This window comes from Pedobacter aquae (assembly GCF_008195825.1).
Taxonomy (GTDB): domain Bacteria; phylum Bacteroidota; class Bacteroidia; order Sphingobacteriales; family Sphingobacteriaceae; genus Pseudopedobacter; species Pseudopedobacter aquae.
In genome coordinates this window covers 1959625-1975836 of sequence record NZ_CP043329.1, presented here as the reverse complement: position 1 = coordinate 1975836, position 16212 = coordinate 1959625, and the positions used below count along the sequence as shown (strand labels likewise).

Here is a 16212-nt window from a genome sequence, read left to right as displayed (position 1 = left end):
ACTTAAATAAGATGAAATCAAAATATAAACATATCATTTCTCTTCTTCTATTGCTGGGGGCTGCTTTTAGCAACTTTGCTCAAAATAAAGAAGAAAAAATTACCATATCTGGTAAGATAAAAGATTCTAAAAACAATCCTATAAGTGGTGTTAGCATCATTATCCAAGAGAAAACAACAGGTGTGATGTCTGATGATAATGGCGCATTTTCTTTAGAGACAGACGCAACTAATCAAATTATTTTTACTAAACCTGGCTTTAATACCTTAAGAAAATCTGCAGTAGAGTTACAAGATGCTCAGGTAATACTAAATCGTAGTTTAATAGATGCTAGTGATGATGATGACGTATTTATACCTTTCGGAGTTAGGAAAAAAGAGAAGTTACAGCAACCATTAATACAATTAAAGGCGATGCTTTACCTCAACTTCCATCATCAACCCTAAATAACGTTTTAGCAGGCAGATTATCGGGATTACATATTCAACAGACAGGCACAAGACCAGGTACAGATGATGCTACATTTTTAATCAGAGGAAGGTCTTCTTTTAACAGCTCGCAAGCACCTCTGGTATTGGTTGATGGTGTAGCTAGGGATTTTGTTGATATGGATTTGAATGAGATTGAAGGAATAAGCGTTTTAAAAGATGCAGCTTCTTTGGCTTGGTATGGTATGAATGCTGCTAATGGTGTTATTTATGTAACTACAAAAAGAGGAAGTGCTAGTAAAACAAAAGTAACTTTTGATGTTCAAGGAGGTTTGCAAACCCCGGTAAATTTAATCAGTCCTTTAAATTCATTTAATTATGCTACTTTATTTAATGAAGCTCAAGTAAATGATGGTAATACTCCTCAATATAATCAAACTGTTTTAGACGCTTATCGTGATGGAACAGATCCTTTCAAATATCCAAATGTTAATTTTCCGAATTTGTTTATCAAAAAATCTGCTCCTGTACAACGTTATGTAGCTACTGTAAGCGGTGGGAATTCTTTTGCTAAATACTTTACTCATGTAAGCTTCTTTAATCAGGATGGCTTATATGGTGGCGGAGAAAATATCAGTTACAATGCAAATACTAATTTTAAAAGGTACAATTTTAGAACTAATCTAGACATCCGTGTGAACAAAAGTTTAGATGTTGCCTTGGATGTTGGTGGTAGAGTTAATGATTTACGTTACCCTAGAGATGGGAACGGCGGTTTTTTATCGGCTGTTTTCGGAACTCCTTCTAATGCATTTCCTATTTATAATGCCGATGGTACTTACGGTGGAAGTGCACTTTTTAGAAATAATCCACTAGGAATGATACAAGCTAGAGGAAACAGAACAGACTTATATCGTACTTTATTAGCCACCTTAAATGTTAAACAAAAATTAAACTTTATCACAGAAGGGTTATCGGCAAATGTTTTTTATACCTATGATGTTACTGGCTTGTATCAATCTGGGTTTGATGAATCATATGAAGTTTATCAATTAGAAAATGATGGTTCGTATACGCGTTTCGGAAATCAATCCCCAATTGCATACTCAAACTCAGTTTTTAATAGTAATATAAGAGCTAATGAGTTCTGGGGAGGGTTTGATTATATCAGGGGTTTTGGTAAACACAATGTTAATTTTAGTACTCGTTTCCAAAGAGCCGTTAGTGCAGCGCCTGGGCGTTTAGATAATAAGACAGAGCAATTAGCTAATAGATTATCATATAACTATAAACAAAAGTATTTTGCTGATTTTATTGCTACCTATGGCAGTTCTGAAAATTTCTTGCCTGGCAATAGGGCAGGATGGTTTCCAGCTATTTCAGCCGGATGGATAGTTACAGAGGAAAACTTTCTTAAAACTTTCAAAGCTTTAGATTATTTTAAACTGAGAGGTTCATACGGCATTGTAGGTAATGATGCTTTAAGTACATCAAGAAAATTTGCTTATAGAAATTATTTTTCAAGAGGTGGTACTCAAACTTTCTTTGGAACCGGTTACTCTAATGTGCCTTCTACTTACGAGCAAGAGTTAGGAAACCCATTATTAACTTGGGAAAGAGCTAAAAAAGCAAGTCTAGGTTTTGATGCCTACATGTTTAAACAAGTAGTTTCTATTAGCGCAGACTATTTTCAAGAAAATAGAGAAAAACTACTCACTACTGATTTACTACCTAGAATTATTGGCCAAAATTTGGTTGCAGTTAATGAAGGTGAAGCAAGCTTTAAAGGTGTAGAAGGAACAATCAACATCCGCAAAACTTTTAATAAAGTAACTGTTGGGCTATTTGGTAATTATACTTATGTGAAAAGCCAGGCAGATGCTTTAAACGAACCTGCTAACATACCATCCTATCAAAGAAATATTGGTAAGCCTATTGGTGGTGTTGATGTTGGAGGCTCTGTTACCAAGAGTTTTCTTATAGCAGAAGGGCTTTTTCAATCTCAAGCAGAAATAGATGCAGCACCTGTACAGCGTTTTTCTGCATTGGTTAAGCCAGGTGATATCCGCTACCGCGATATGAATAATGATAAAGTAATAGATAATCTTGACTTTGTTACTACAGATTATACCAATATTCCAACTTCTTATTTTGGTTTCGGAACTTCTATCAACTATAAGAACTTCGATTTTTCAGCCCTTTTTCAAGGTGTTGGAGGCAGAACAATCCAAATAAATGATTTAGTAAACGCTGGTTCAAATAATACAGGTTACATCAATCAGTTTAGTGTTGATAGATGGACACCAGAAACATCCGCTACTGCAGCTTATCCAAGATTAACCCTTGCGAATAGAGGTAATAATGTTCAAAATTCTACTTTTTGGTTACGTTCTGGTGATTTTATTAAGTTAAAGCATGCAGAAATAGGTTATACTATTTCTCCTCAAGTACTTAAAAAGTTGAAGTTATCCTCTATGAGGGTTTATGTAAGTGGTTTTAATCTACTTACGTTTGATGATTTAGATTTACCTATTGATGCTGAAATACCAGAAGCAGGTTATAACTCATCATATCCCTACCTAAGAACCTATTCGCTAGGCTTAAATCTTAAATTTTAATTGTAAGCAGATGAACAAGACATTTAAAAATATAATATATATCATGCTAGCTGCTACAGTAGCAACTGGTTGTAAAGAAAGCTTTTTACAAGATGGTACCACTACAGATGGTGCTATAACCGGAGATCAAGTTTGGGCTAATGATGCTTATGCTAGGGGAGTTTTAAATACTGCGTATTTATCTCTTCAAGATGGTTATAATATTGATGGAAATGGTGCTTTATTAGCTTCTGGTAGTGACGAGGCTGTTAATTCTAACGTAGGTTCTTCCATTAATATCTTTAATAATGGTACTTGGAGCCCCGTTAGAACCGTTGATGAACAATACTCAACACTTTATACAGGTTTAAGAAGGGTAAATCTTTTTTTAGAAAATGTAGATAGAGCTGTGATTATACCAGTTGATGGTTTAACAGAGCAGGCAGATAAAACACGTTTAAAAGGAGAAGCTCTTTTTTTAAGAGCCATGTTTCATTTTGATTTGGTGAAAAGATACGGAGGTGTCATCTTAGCTACTCGTGTTTTCGATAGGTTAGAAGATTTAGACCAGCCAAAGAACACATTTCAAGAATGTGTTGATCAAATTATTAAAGACTGTGATTCTGCTATGGTTAAATTACCAGAATGGACACAGTCTTGGAGTGCTGCTAATCGTGGAAGAGCAACTAAGACCGCAGCGATGGCATTAAAAGCAAGAATGCTATTGTATGCGGCAAGCCCTCTCAATAATCCTAATAATGATTTAGCAAAATGGCAAGCTGCTGCAGATGCTGCAAAAGCATTAATAGATTTAAATAGACATAGCCTTCAAGCTAGCTATGTATCTATTTTTAATTATAATCAAGCGCAATACAACAATGAAGTAATCTTTGCTACTCAAGCCACCAACCGTAATGATATAGAAACCTTTAATGCGCCAATCAGTTTTGATGGGGCAAGTGGAAGAACAAACCCTACGCAAGAAATGGTTGATGCTTTTGGTATGGCAAACGGTAAGCCTCTTACAGACCCTACATCTGGTTATAATCCTAACAGCCCCTATACAGGAAGAGATCCAAGGCTAGATCTTAATATCAATTACAATGGCAGAGTATTTAAAGGCAGAGCAGTTGAAACTTTTGTTGATGGTAGAGATGGTTTAAATAGAAATGTAAATGCTACAAAGACAGGTTATTATATGCGCAAATTCTTAAGCGAAGCGGCTACCTGGAATCAAGCATCTAACAGTAATGTGAGAAGACCTTGGGTTATTTTACGTTATGCAGAGGTTCTGCTAAACTATGCTGAAGCTTTAAATGAGGCACAGGGCCCTGTAGCTGGTGTATATACTTATTTAAACCAAGTTAGAAGAAGACCAGGTGTTAATTTACCTCTTTTAGTAGCAGGTTCTCCAACTTTATCAAAAGAACAGATGAGAGATTTGATACATAACGAAAGACGTGTTGAGCTATGTTTTGAAGGTCACCGTTTTTATGATGTAAGAAGATGGAAAAAAGGCGAAACAGAATTTAACAAGCCAGTAAGTGGTATGCGTATCACCAGACAAGCAAACGGTTCTTTTACTTATGAAAGGTTTATCGTAGAAAACAGGATTTTCACCAGCAAAAATTATTTATTTCCTTTCCCTTTAGTAGATATCAATAGGCAACCTGCATTAGTTCAAAATCCCGGATGGACAAATTAGTATTAATTGGTTAATGTTCATTCTTAAAGTAGTAAAGGTTAGGTGCAGTGCATCTAGCCTAACTACTTAATTAAATAGCAATTTATTATCAAACCTTGCATAAGTAAACCTTATCAAGTTATTCTTTAACAAATTATATGAGAAAGTTACTCGCCATTTTATGTGTTTTATGTTTAGTGCAGCCTATCAAGGCTCAAGATGGGCTAATACAAAACATATCTTCAAGAAAAAAAATAAGTTTAAACGGTCGATGGAATTACGTTTTAGACCCTTATGAGAATGGTTTTTATGACTATAGAAGAAAGCCTTTTGATGAATCTAACAGTAAAACTGGTGGTTATTATGATGATAAAACAGAGGTTGATAAATCAGAGTTGATAGAATATAATTTTGATTATGAGCCCACTTTAAATGTACCTGCTGATTGGAATTCGCAAGCAGAAAAACTTGCTTTTTACGAAGGTACGGTATGGTATCGTCGTTTATTTAGTGCTAAGCCAATAAATGGTAAAAAGTATTTACTCTATTTCGCTGCCGTAAACTATGAAGCACATGTTTATTTAAACGGTAAAAAATTAGGTATTCATAAAGGTGGCTTTACGCCTTTTCATTTTGATGTTACGGACTTGCTAAAATCAGGCGAAAATTCTGTTGTTTTAAAAGTAGATAATACCCGAAGAAAAGAAGAAGTACCTACTATTAATACAGATTGGTGGAATTATGGCGGTATAACTCGCGATGTTTATTTAGCAGAATTGCCTGATACTTATATACATGATTATAAGATACAGTTAGCTAAAAATAATGCGCAAGAGTTAGAGGGTTTTGTTCAGTTAAAAGGAAGTAATAAGAGTCAAAAACTTAATATCCAAATACCTGAAGCTAAACTTAATATCAATGTCCAAACCAATAACAATGGTTATGCGGCCATAAAAATTCCTATAAAAAAATTGCAATACTGGTCTCCAGAGAGCCCTAAGTTATATCAAGTAAAAATTATAGCTAATACGGATACCGTAGCAGATAAAATTGGTTTTAGAACCATACAAACCTCTGGTAAAGATATTTTACTTAATGGTAAATCTGTTTTTTTAAGAGGTATTTCTATACATGATGAAAATCCAATGGTTGCAGGTCGCCCGCGTTCTACCGGTGATTTAAGGATGTTACTGAATTGGGCTAAAGAACTCAACTGTAATTTTGTAAGACTTGCTCATTATCCTCATAATGAAGAAATGCTACGTCTTGCAGATGAGATGGGGCTAATGGTATGGGCAGAAGTGCCAGTTTATTGGACAATAGAGTGGGAAAATCCTGATACCTATGCTAATGCAAAAGGACAATTAACAGATTTAATAACACGTGATAAAAATAGAGCAAGTGTTATCATCTGGTCTGTTGGTAATGAAACACCTTTAAGTAACCCAAGACACAAATTTATGGGGAATTTGGTAGATGTTGCCAGAAATAATGATAATACCAGATTAGTGGCTGCCGCATTAGAATTACATCGTGATGGTAACCGTGTTATTATTGATGATGTTTTAGGAGCAAAGCTAGATTTAGTAAGTTTTAATGAGTACGCAGGTTGGTATTGGGGTGGTACACCTAAGGAAATTACCAAATACTATTTTGATATAAAATACGATAAACCTGTGGTTATATCAGAATTTGGCGGAGATGCTTTGGGTGGTTTCCATGCAGATGCTGAAACTAAATTCTCTGAAGAGTATCAAGAAGCTCTTTATGAAAATCAGTTTAAAATTCTTAAAAAGATTGATGCTTTAAGAGGAATGACGCCTTGGATTTTAGTTGATTTTAGATCGCCTAGAAGACCTCATCCTATTTATCAGAATTTCTGGAACCGTAAAGGGCTTATTTCAGAAACGGGTAAAAAGAAGAAAGCGTTTTATACGCTTTATAATTTTTATGAAACTATAAAAGGACTATACAAATAGTCCTTTTTCTAACCCTTATAAACTTAAATTATTACAACATGAAGAAAAAATTACTTTTAATTGGTGCTATGTTACTAGCAGGGAGTATTGCTTTTTCCCAAGGTTTTACATCCGGTAATTTGGTAGTGTACCGCTACGGTAATGGTGCTACTTATACCAACGGAGAATTAGTGCCAGTTTTTTTAGATGAGTATAATACATCCGGAAATTTAGTTAAAACTAGAGCAGTACCAACAGTAACTAATGGAGTAAACAAAGGTTTAACAGGTCTATTAAAGCTAGCAGCAACTGGTAAATATCAAGAAGAGGGTGCATCTACTTTGTCTCAAGATGGTAAATACATTACAATTTTTGGCTATAATGCCGCAGTAGGTTCTACAGCACCAAATGCCGCAGACGGTTTAGTGGTAGGTGTAATAGCAGCAGATGGAAGTTTAAATACTACAACTACACTTTCAAGCGACCCCACAACAGGTTTAGGAGCACCGCGTTCCGCAGTGATTGATGGTACAAATATCTGGGCTAATGGCTTTACTAACGGTGTTCAATACACTACTTTAGGATCAACCAGCTCAACAAGAATAAGTGTAAATCAAAATGCTCCTAGAACTTTAAGTATTATAAATAATAGCTTAATAGCTCCAATTGGCACATTCTCTACTTTAGCTTATGCATCTCCATTGCCAACAACATCTACAACTTTTATAACAAGAGCAGGCTTAGGTAGTGGTGTAACTATAAATCAGGTAATTGAGTTTCAGCTAGGCACAAGAAGGTTGATGTATGCTGTTGATGATGCAACGGGTACCATAAGAAGATACTATACCAACTCTACTAATACAGATTGGATTTCTTTTGGAACTAATATAAGCTCAAGTCCAAATACTGATTTAGTTAAAAGTATTACCGGAGTGTTAAATGTAGTAGGGGCCAATACAGAAATTACTTTGTATCTCACTACTTGGGGTAATGATGGTACCGGAACAGGTTCTTCTAGATTAATTACTTTTAAGGATACCTACCTAACACCAACCGGAGCTCCTGCTGCGCCTACAGCAACAACAGCTGTAACAACTTTAGCAACAGCGCCTGCTGGCACAGTATTTAGAAGTGTTACCATGGCGCCACAGGGAAGTAGTGCCATAGGTACAGCAACCTTACCTGTTAGTTTAGTTTCTTTTCAAGGAAAAAAAGTAGAAAGTGGCATTCAGCTGAGTTGGGTAACTTCTTCTGAACGTAATAATTCATATTTTGATATTATGCGTTCTAGCGATGGTAAAAAGTTTGAAAAAATCAAAGCTATAGATGGAAATGGAAACTCTAATAACAAAATTACTTACAGTTTTACAGATGAAAATCCAGTAATAGGAACAAACTACTATCAATTAAAGCAAATTGATTTTAACGGATCTTTTAGCCTATCTGATATAATCGCTGTTCAATCTGGTTTAGAGATAGCTGATTTGAAAGTCTTTAGTAGGCAAAATTCAGACGAATTAGAAGTCATTATTCATTCAGCTCATTTTACCAATGCTGATCTTATCATAACAGATTTAACAGGAAGAAAAATTAAAGAAACCTCTCTTAAGCTTTCTAAAGGGAATAATTCTTTTACGATACCTGTAAATGCTAAAAATGTACTCGTAGTAACCTTAAAAACTGCAACAGGAAACATCAGTAAGAAGATTATTAAATAAATATACAAAGCGGAGATAATCATATTCTCCGCTTTGTTTTAATGCAATAAATATGAGATGCTTACTTTTTTTTCTGTATATATTTTTCGGAGGGCATTTGTTTGCACAATCTGTTTATCCTAAGAAAATCAAGATTAGCAATTATCTATTCGGACAAAATGCATGGGAAAGAAGTGGAATTTTTAAGGTTCAAGAGTTTGTAAAAGATGTTCAGTATCAAACCATAAGAATTGGGGGTAATGGGTATGAAAATGCAGGTTTTATCAATAAAGAAGCTATAAAGTTAATTGATTATGTAAGATCTGTAGGTGCAGAACCTATTTTGCAAATGCCGCGTCAATTTAAAAATAACGACCTAGCTTTTAAAGCCATTACTTATATCAATGGAGAAAACAAAAAGGGAGTTAAGTTTTGGAGTATCGGTAATGAACCTGATCACAAAAATCAGTTTGCAAAACCAGAAGAAGTGTATGATTATTTTACAAAAATTAGCGAGCAAATAAAAAGATACGATGCCAATGTAAAAATTATTGGGTTTGATGCTGCTTCTTTCACTCCTGATTATCATAACAGGCTGCTTGGTGGCGATTTAGATTTAACTGGTAAAATATCAGGTAAAGACTATTATTATTTAGATGTAGTTTCGTTTCATCATTACAAATTTAAAGATATCAGCAGGTTTGAAACTGATGTAAAAGATTTAAAGCAGAAGCTCTATGTTCTAAATAAAAATAGAGCAAAAAAGCATCATTTAACTTGGGCTATTACAGAGTTTAATTCGCATTGGTTGGTAGATAAGAAGTTAGAAGAAGATTATCAGCCTTATACTTTTTATAATGGACAAATGTTTGCCGAATTATACGATTTAGGCATGCGAGAGCAAGCTTTTACCATTTGCCCTTGGAGTATTTTAGAAGGAGGTGCAGATAGAGAAGGAACAGACCTGAGTATGTTTGATTTTTTAAATAATCAATATTTAAAAAGGTCTAATTATTACCATACTTGGTTATTGTCTCGTTACAAGCGAGCTTATTACTTACCACATCAAGAAAGCCAGAAAGAAATAGTAGTTATTCCTATGGGAGATAAAGAAGGAATGACAGTAATGTTACTTAATAAAAGTAAGCAGAAAGCATTTGAATATCATTTACAATTTAATAGGAAAAAAACAAATAAACATGTGAGTATAAATATAGCAGCTGGTTTAGCTAAAAACTATCAATCTGCTATTTCGCCTCAAACTACACACATGCTAGTATTTGATAAACGTGGAAATTTATTGAAAAATTCAGTTACTCTGCTTTAGATGAGCGTTTAATGAAAGCTCCGGAAGAGCGTAAACTAATTAAAACTAATGATTAACATTTTAAAGTACGTTTAAGCCCTTAATTAAGGAAAAAAGACACCCTTTAACCCCAATTCTAAAATAGAAATTTGTAATAGAAAAAATGGTAAAACCATTATAAACCAATTTAAAACCAATTACTAATACCAACTCTGTTGCTTAGTATGATAAATTAAATGATTATGAGAAAAGTACTTTTATACATCTCTTTCCTAATGTTGGCAACAACAGCGTGTAAGAAAAATACAGTAGAGAAACCTATTGTAGTTGAGCCTCCAGTAGTTACACCTCCTACATCAACAGAAAAAATTAAAGATGTAGCTAATTTTAAATTTGGTGCAGCTGTAAAATCAGATTTGATTAAAGGAGAAAGCGCTTATAACAATACTTTTAAAGGAGAGTTTAATCAGCTTTCTGCAGAGTATGAGATGAAAATGAATTTCATTTGGACAGCAGAAAACACTTACTTTTTTGCTGATTGCGATTATCTGGTAAATTATGCTCAACAAAACAATATGGATGTACATGGCCATACTTTGTTGTGGTATAAATCTTTTCCAGAATGGTTTAAAAATGCTAATTATGATACAGTTACTTTCGAAAATAAAGTGAAAACTTTTATTCAAACTGTTGTTGGAAGATATAAAGGGAAAATCAAAAGCTGGGATGTAGCCAATGAGATTTTTAATGATAATGGTTCATTAAGAGTAGAATCTCAAATACAAGGAAAATTTAAAGATCCAATCGCTTTTGTAGGTAGATGTTTTAAGTATGCTAACGAGGCAGATCCGGCTGCTAAATTATTTTATAACGATTATAGCGTAGTGTTGGCCGCCGGAAAACGAAGAGCCATGAAGGAAATGGCCGTAAGATTTAAGGAAAGCGGAGTACCAATTCATGGTTTAGGAGACCAATTTCATTATCGTATTTCTACAAACCAAACTCAAATAAGTAACGGATTTGCCGATTTAGTAAGTACCGGCTTATTAATACATATTTCTGAAATAGATATTAAAGTAAATACTAATAATGTAAGTACCTATGTATTAACAGATGCTGATAAACAAAAACAAGCAGAGGTTTATAAAAACATCGTTAAACTTTATAATGCTATACCTGCCAATCAAAAATTTGCTATCACAACGTGGGGAATAACTGATAAATACACTTGGCTTAAAGAAAGTGCAAATGGCTTTAAAGAATATCCATTACTTTTTGATGAATCATATGCTAAAAAGCCTGCTTACTTTGGTTTCCTAGCTGGTTTAAAATAATAAAAACTATATCTAATTATATAAAATGATGAAATACAAATTATCATTAATAGGCATTTTATGTCTAATTTTCTTAACCCATTTATGGGCACAAAATCCTGTTAATTACCACTTGGTAGACGTTAAAAAGTCTAAAGAAGATAGTGTCTGGTTGCAATTTAAGGCAAAAACACTAGACAAGATTCCAAATTTTAAATTTAAAAAAGAGCCAATCTTAAACCAATATGGTAGTTGGAAAGTAAATCAGGTCCAAGCAAGTGGTTTTTTTACAACCAAGCAAATTGATGGTCGTTGGTGGATTATTGATCCAGAGGGTTACCCTTTTATACATAAAGCAGTAGCTGTTTTTAGGCCAGGCTCATCAGACCATCAAAAAGAAATGTTAAAACAGAAATACCAAACAGAAGAGCGCTGGAGAGAAGAAGAGGTTGCTATGTTAAGAAGCTATGGCTTTAATGGAGCCGGAAGCTGGTCTGCGGTAGATTTATTAAGAGCAGCTAAGCAACCCCTGGTTTACACTATTATAATTAGTCCAATGGGGAATTATAGAGAAGAACATATTAAGCGTTTTGGTGGTAAATATAAAGTAGCAGGCTGGCAAAACTATCGTTTTGATTTAGCAATGGTTTTTGATTCTGAGTTTGATGTTCACGTTGAAAAAGCAATTAAAGAAATTGTAAAATATAAAGAAGATAAATATCTCTTAGGTTATTATACCGATAATGAACTTCCTTGGAAAACTGATGCATTAGATATTCACTTAACACAATTAGCCAAAGACGAGGCTGGATATATAGCGGCAAGTAACTGGTTAAATAAACGTAAGGGTAAAACTGCTGGTATAGAAGATATTACAGAAGAGGATAGATTAGCATTCTCAGGCTATTATTTTGAGACCTACATGCAAAAGGTTACAAAAGCTATTAAAAAATATGATCCTAACCACATGTACTTAGGTTGTAGATTCAATCAGCAAAATCGTCAGGAATTAACCAATCCGGAAATTTTTAAGGTTGCTGGTAAGTATATGGATATTATTTCTATTAACCATTACAGAATGTGGGAGCCAGATTCTCTTCAATTACAAAACTGGGGTAAATGGAGCGGTAAACCTTTTTTAATTACAGAATGGTATACTAAAGGAGAAGATTCTGGCTTAAAAAATACCACTGGTGCAGGTTGGATAGTTAAAACGCAGTTAGATAGAGGCTATTTCTATCAGAATTTTGTGAATGAGCTTATTAAAAGTAAAAATTGCGTTGGCTGGCATTGGTTTACTTATCAAGATAATGATCCAAATAATTTAAAGGTAGACTATTCTAATAGAGATTCCAATAAAGGGATTGTAGACTCAGACTTTAATAGGTATCAACCATTATTAAAGCAAATGAAAATCATGAACGATAACGTGTATAATCTTATCAAGTTTTATGATAATCCTAAGAAGGATATTTAAAAACAATATTTATTAATGCTCTTAACAACGAAAGGAGGAACAGCTTTAAAATTTAATATTCACCATTATAAAACCAAAAAGCAATTTTTATGAAAAAAATCATCTTTATTACAGTTATGGGGTTAAGCATCCTAAGCTGTAAAAAAACTATTGAAAACGCTGAAAAATCAGTTAAGCCATCAAATAAAAATATTGCAAATACTAGCGCTCTAGTGGGGAATGAGCGATTACAAACTGCAAATCCTGATGTTAAAGTGGGTGTTGCAATAAGTCTTAGTGATTATACTAATAATTCGCTGTATTCTGATTTAGTTAAGCAAGAATATAACAGTATTACAGCAGAAAATGCCATGAAATTTAGTGCTCTTCAGCCTAATGAGAATAATTTTACAGGTTTAGATAATACGATAATAGAACATGCTGCAATGTACAATGGTAGAAAAAGGATACATGGCCATGCTTTAATATGGTATTTTAGTAATCCATCTTGGATAACTTATGTTGAAAATAATACTCCTCAAGCAGAAAGATATAACAGATTTAAAGGGATTTTAGAAGCGCATATTTCTAAAGTTGTTAAGCATTATGCAAGAGAAAGTATTTATCAAGATGCAAATGGAAAGCCTCTAATGAAATCTTGGGATGTTGTAAATGAGGCTTTTAATGATAATGGTACCTATAGAGGAAGTGGCGATGCAGTTTCAGACAAAGATAAAGACTACAGTGTTTGGTACAGAAATCTTCAGCAAGGCTCTACTGATGAAGAAAAAGGACGCCATCATATAGAATTAGCTTTTAGAGCTGCAAGAAAGGCCGCTAATGAAGCAGGAGATTATGATTTGAAATTATTTTATAATGATTATGGTCATGAATACTCTAAAGCTAAAACCAATGCCATTTATAATTTGGTTAATTATCTAAAGACAAAAACAGAAGGAGGTAAACCTATTATAGACGGTGTAGGCTTGCAATTTCACATGAATTATACCACAAAAACTAAAGATATAGCTGAAAACGCAAACGGAAATATAGAGTATGCCATCCGTAAAATGAAAGAAACCGGATTAAAAGTTCATATTTCTGAACTAGATGTTAGCATCGCAAAAAGAGAAATAAACGGCAGTATAAATAATGACACGACAACAGAGAGTGAGAGAAAAGGAGCGCAGTATTATCGTTATTATTTTGTCCCTCAGGCTTATCGTTCTATCGTACCTGATAATCAAAGATGGGGTATTACTTTATGGAACGTCGGTGATTCTGATTCATGGTTAAATAAGGTTGAAAACAATGGTTTTGCAACTTTATATAATCAATCAAGTTATACAAAAAATATACTTATGAGCGTTTTTATGATGGATTAAAAAATGCTATTACCATATGGGACTAAACTTATCGGGGAGCTGTATAAAACAGCTTCCCTTTTACAATTAATTTAATGAAAAAAACATCTTTATTATTTATTGCGGGCTTATGGAGTAGTCTAGGCTATGCCCAACAAAAAACAATCGATCAAAAAGTAGATTCGGTACTAAACCTCATGACTTTAGAAGAAAAAGCAGGCCAATTAAACCAATATTCTGGTAGAAACGTAACCGGCCCTGTGCATGAGCGAAACGTGAATATGCTTGATGAGATTAGGAAAGGTCATGTAGGCTCTATGTTAAATGTTAAAGGTGCTAAAGTAACCAGAGAAATTCAGCAAGAAGCCATGAAAACAAGGCTTAAAATTCCACTACTATTTGGTTTAGATGTCATACATGGTTATCGGGTTACCTTTCCTATTCCCTTAGCAGAGGCGGCATCCTGGGATTTAGATGCTATTAAGCTATCTGCTCAGGTTTCCGCTCGTGAAGCTGCTGCCGCAGGTCTGCATTGGACATTTGCACCCATGGTTGATATTTCTAGAGACCCACGTTGGGGAAGGGTGATGGAAGGTGCTGGAGAAGATCCCTATTTAGGTTCTTTAATAGCAAAAGCTAGAGTAGAAGGTTTACAAGGCAAAGGTTTTGGAGATTTACAAGCTATTTTAGCCTGTGCCAAGCATTTTGCAGCTTATGGTGCTGCTTTGGCTGGAAGAGATTATAATAGTGTAGACATTAGTAAAAGAGCTCTTTGGGAAATATATTTACCTCCTTTTAAAGCTGCAGTTGATGCTGGTGCAGCCACCTTCATGAATTCTTTTAATGATATCAATGGTATCCCTGCTACCGGAAATAAATATTTACAAAGAGATATTTTAAAAGATAAATGGGGCTTTAATGGTATTATAGTGAGCGATTGGGGTTCTATTACAGAGATGACAGCTCATGGTTATGCCAAAGATTTAAAACACGCCACACAATTAGCAATTACAGCTGGTAATGATATGGATATGGAAAGCCGTGGTTACCGTAAACATCTGGTAGAGCTTGTGCAAGAAGGTAAGATTTCTATAGCTGATGTAGACAATGCGGTGAGAAGAGTTTTGAGAAAGAAATTTGAGCTTGGTTTATTTCAGGATCCTTACCGTTATAGTAATGAAAAAAGGGAAAAACAAGAGCTTAACGCTGATAAAAATAGGCAAGCGGCCAAAGAAGTAGCTAAAAAGAGTATCGTTTTACTAAAAAATGAAACCCAAATATTACCTATTTCTAAAACAGTTAAGAAACTTGCTTTAATAGGGCCTTTAGCTAAATCTAATAAAGATATGAAAGGTTTTTGGTCTGTAGAATGGGAAAACGATGAATTGGTTTCTTTATATGATGGGGTAAAAAGTAAGCTAGGTAAAAACACCGATATCCTTTACGCACAAGGTTGTAATATAAACGATACTATAACTTCAGGCTTTGCAGAAGCTTTAAAAGTAGCCCAACAGGCAGATGTTGTGGTAATGGCTGTTGGAGAAACCTTCGATATGAGCGGAGAAGCAAAAAGCCGATCTGATATTCATATCCCAGGTGTTCAAGAGAAATTAATTCAGGCTATACAAGAAACCGGAAAACCAGTTGTGGTCTTGATTATGGCTGGCCGTCCTTTGGTATTTAATTATACAGCCAATCACGTAAAATCTATCCTATATACTTGGTGGTTAGGTAGTGAGGCAGGTCATGCCATGGCCGATGTTTTATTTGGAGATTACAATCCATCTGGTAAATTACCTATGACATTCCCGCGTTCTGTAGGTCAAATTCCATTGTTTTATAATTATTACAATACAGGCAGACCTCCTCTAAAAAATGATACACGATACAAATCTGCTTATTTAGATATCCCTAACACACCGCAGTTTGCTTTTGGTCATGGTCTTAGCTATACCACATTTAAATATGCTGATTTAGTTTTAAATAAATCTGAAATGAATCTGAATGATACAATAACTGTAAGTGTGAATATAACTAATACAGGTAAATATGATGGCGAAGAGGTTGTTCAATTATATTTAAAAGATGAAGTTGCACAACCTATAAGGCCTGTACAAGAATTAAAAGATTTTCAAAAAATCAACTTAAAAGCGGGCGAGTCTAAAAACTTAACCTTTAAAATAGAGAGAAGTAAGTTATCCTTTTATGATGATGATTTAAATTACATTACGCAGCCCGGAGATTTTAAACTTATGATTGGTAGCGCTTCTAATGATATCAGGTTAGAACAAAAATTCACTTTACGCTAAGAACAAAAATTCATCTTTTAACTAGTACAAAGCGTTGCTAAGCTTATTTGCAGCGCTTTGTTATTATTAATCTATCCAAAACTTACCTAACATTGGATTA

The 16212-nt window shown here is 34.2% G+C and carries 10 protein-coding genes; all 10 read left to right on the top strand.

From position 1 onward, the window contains the following. Positions 1–11: 11 nt before the first annotated feature. On the top strand, positions 12–446 hold the full coding sequence (locus FYC62_RS08650; protein WP_149074669.1) for a carboxypeptidase-like regulatory domain-containing protein: 435 nt from the start codon (positions 12–14) through the stop codon (positions 444–446). After that, positions 395–3046, top strand: a complete 2652-nt coding sequence (locus FYC62_RS08645) for a SusC/RagA family TonB-linked outer membrane protein (RefSeq protein WP_149074668.1) — start codon at positions 395–397, stop codon at positions 3044–3046. Before FYC62_RS08650 ends, FYC62_RS08645 begins: the two co-directional genes overlap by 52 nt. 10 nt (positions 3047–3056) lie before the next feature. Continuing rightward, the gene (locus FYC62_RS08640) at positions 3057–4730 is read left to right on the top strand and encodes a RagB/SusD family nutrient uptake outer membrane protein (RefSeq protein WP_149074667.1); all 1674 of its coding nucleotides are present in this window, start codon (positions 3057–3059) and stop codon (positions 4728–4730) included. A gap of 137 nt (positions 4731–4867) precedes the next feature. Beyond that, a complete protein-coding gene (locus FYC62_RS08635; RefSeq protein WP_149074666.1) occupies positions 4868–6688 on the top strand; it encodes a glycoside hydrolase family 2 protein in 1821 nt (606 codons plus the stop codon). Between the two features lie 38 nt (positions 6689–6726). After that, complete coding sequence (locus FYC62_RS08630) at positions 6727–8385, top strand: hypothetical protein (protein ID WP_149074665.1); 1659 nt, start codon at positions 6727–6729, stop codon at positions 8383–8385. Between the two features lie 52 nt (positions 8386–8437). Beyond that, entirely contained in the window at positions 8438–9691 is a 1254-nt protein-coding gene (locus FYC62_RS08625; protein WP_149074664.1) for a hypothetical protein, read from the top strand. Positions 9692–9912: 221 nt separating this feature from the next. Next, on the top strand, positions 9913–11004 hold the full coding sequence (locus FYC62_RS08620; protein WP_205943698.1) for an endo-1,4-beta-xylanase: 1092 nt from the start codon (positions 9913–9915) through the stop codon (positions 11002–11004). 25 nt (positions 11005–11029) lie between these two features. Continuing rightward, a complete protein-coding gene (locus FYC62_RS08615; protein WP_149074662.1) occupies positions 11030–12460 on the top strand; it encodes a hypothetical protein in 1431 nt (476 codons plus the stop codon). A gap of 89 nt (positions 12461–12549) precedes the next feature. Beyond that, a complete protein-coding gene (locus FYC62_RS08610) occupies positions 12550–13824 on the top strand; it encodes an endo-1,4-beta-xylanase (RefSeq protein ID WP_149074661.1) in 1275 nt (424 codons plus the stop codon). A 74-nt stretch (positions 13825–13898) separates the two neighbouring features. Further along, positions 13899–16112, top strand: coding sequence for a glycoside hydrolase family 3 N-terminal domain-containing protein (locus FYC62_RS08605; RefSeq protein ID WP_149074660.1), 2214 nt, complete (start codon positions 13899–13901; stop codon positions 16110–16112). Positions 16113–16212: the final 100 nt, after the last annotated feature.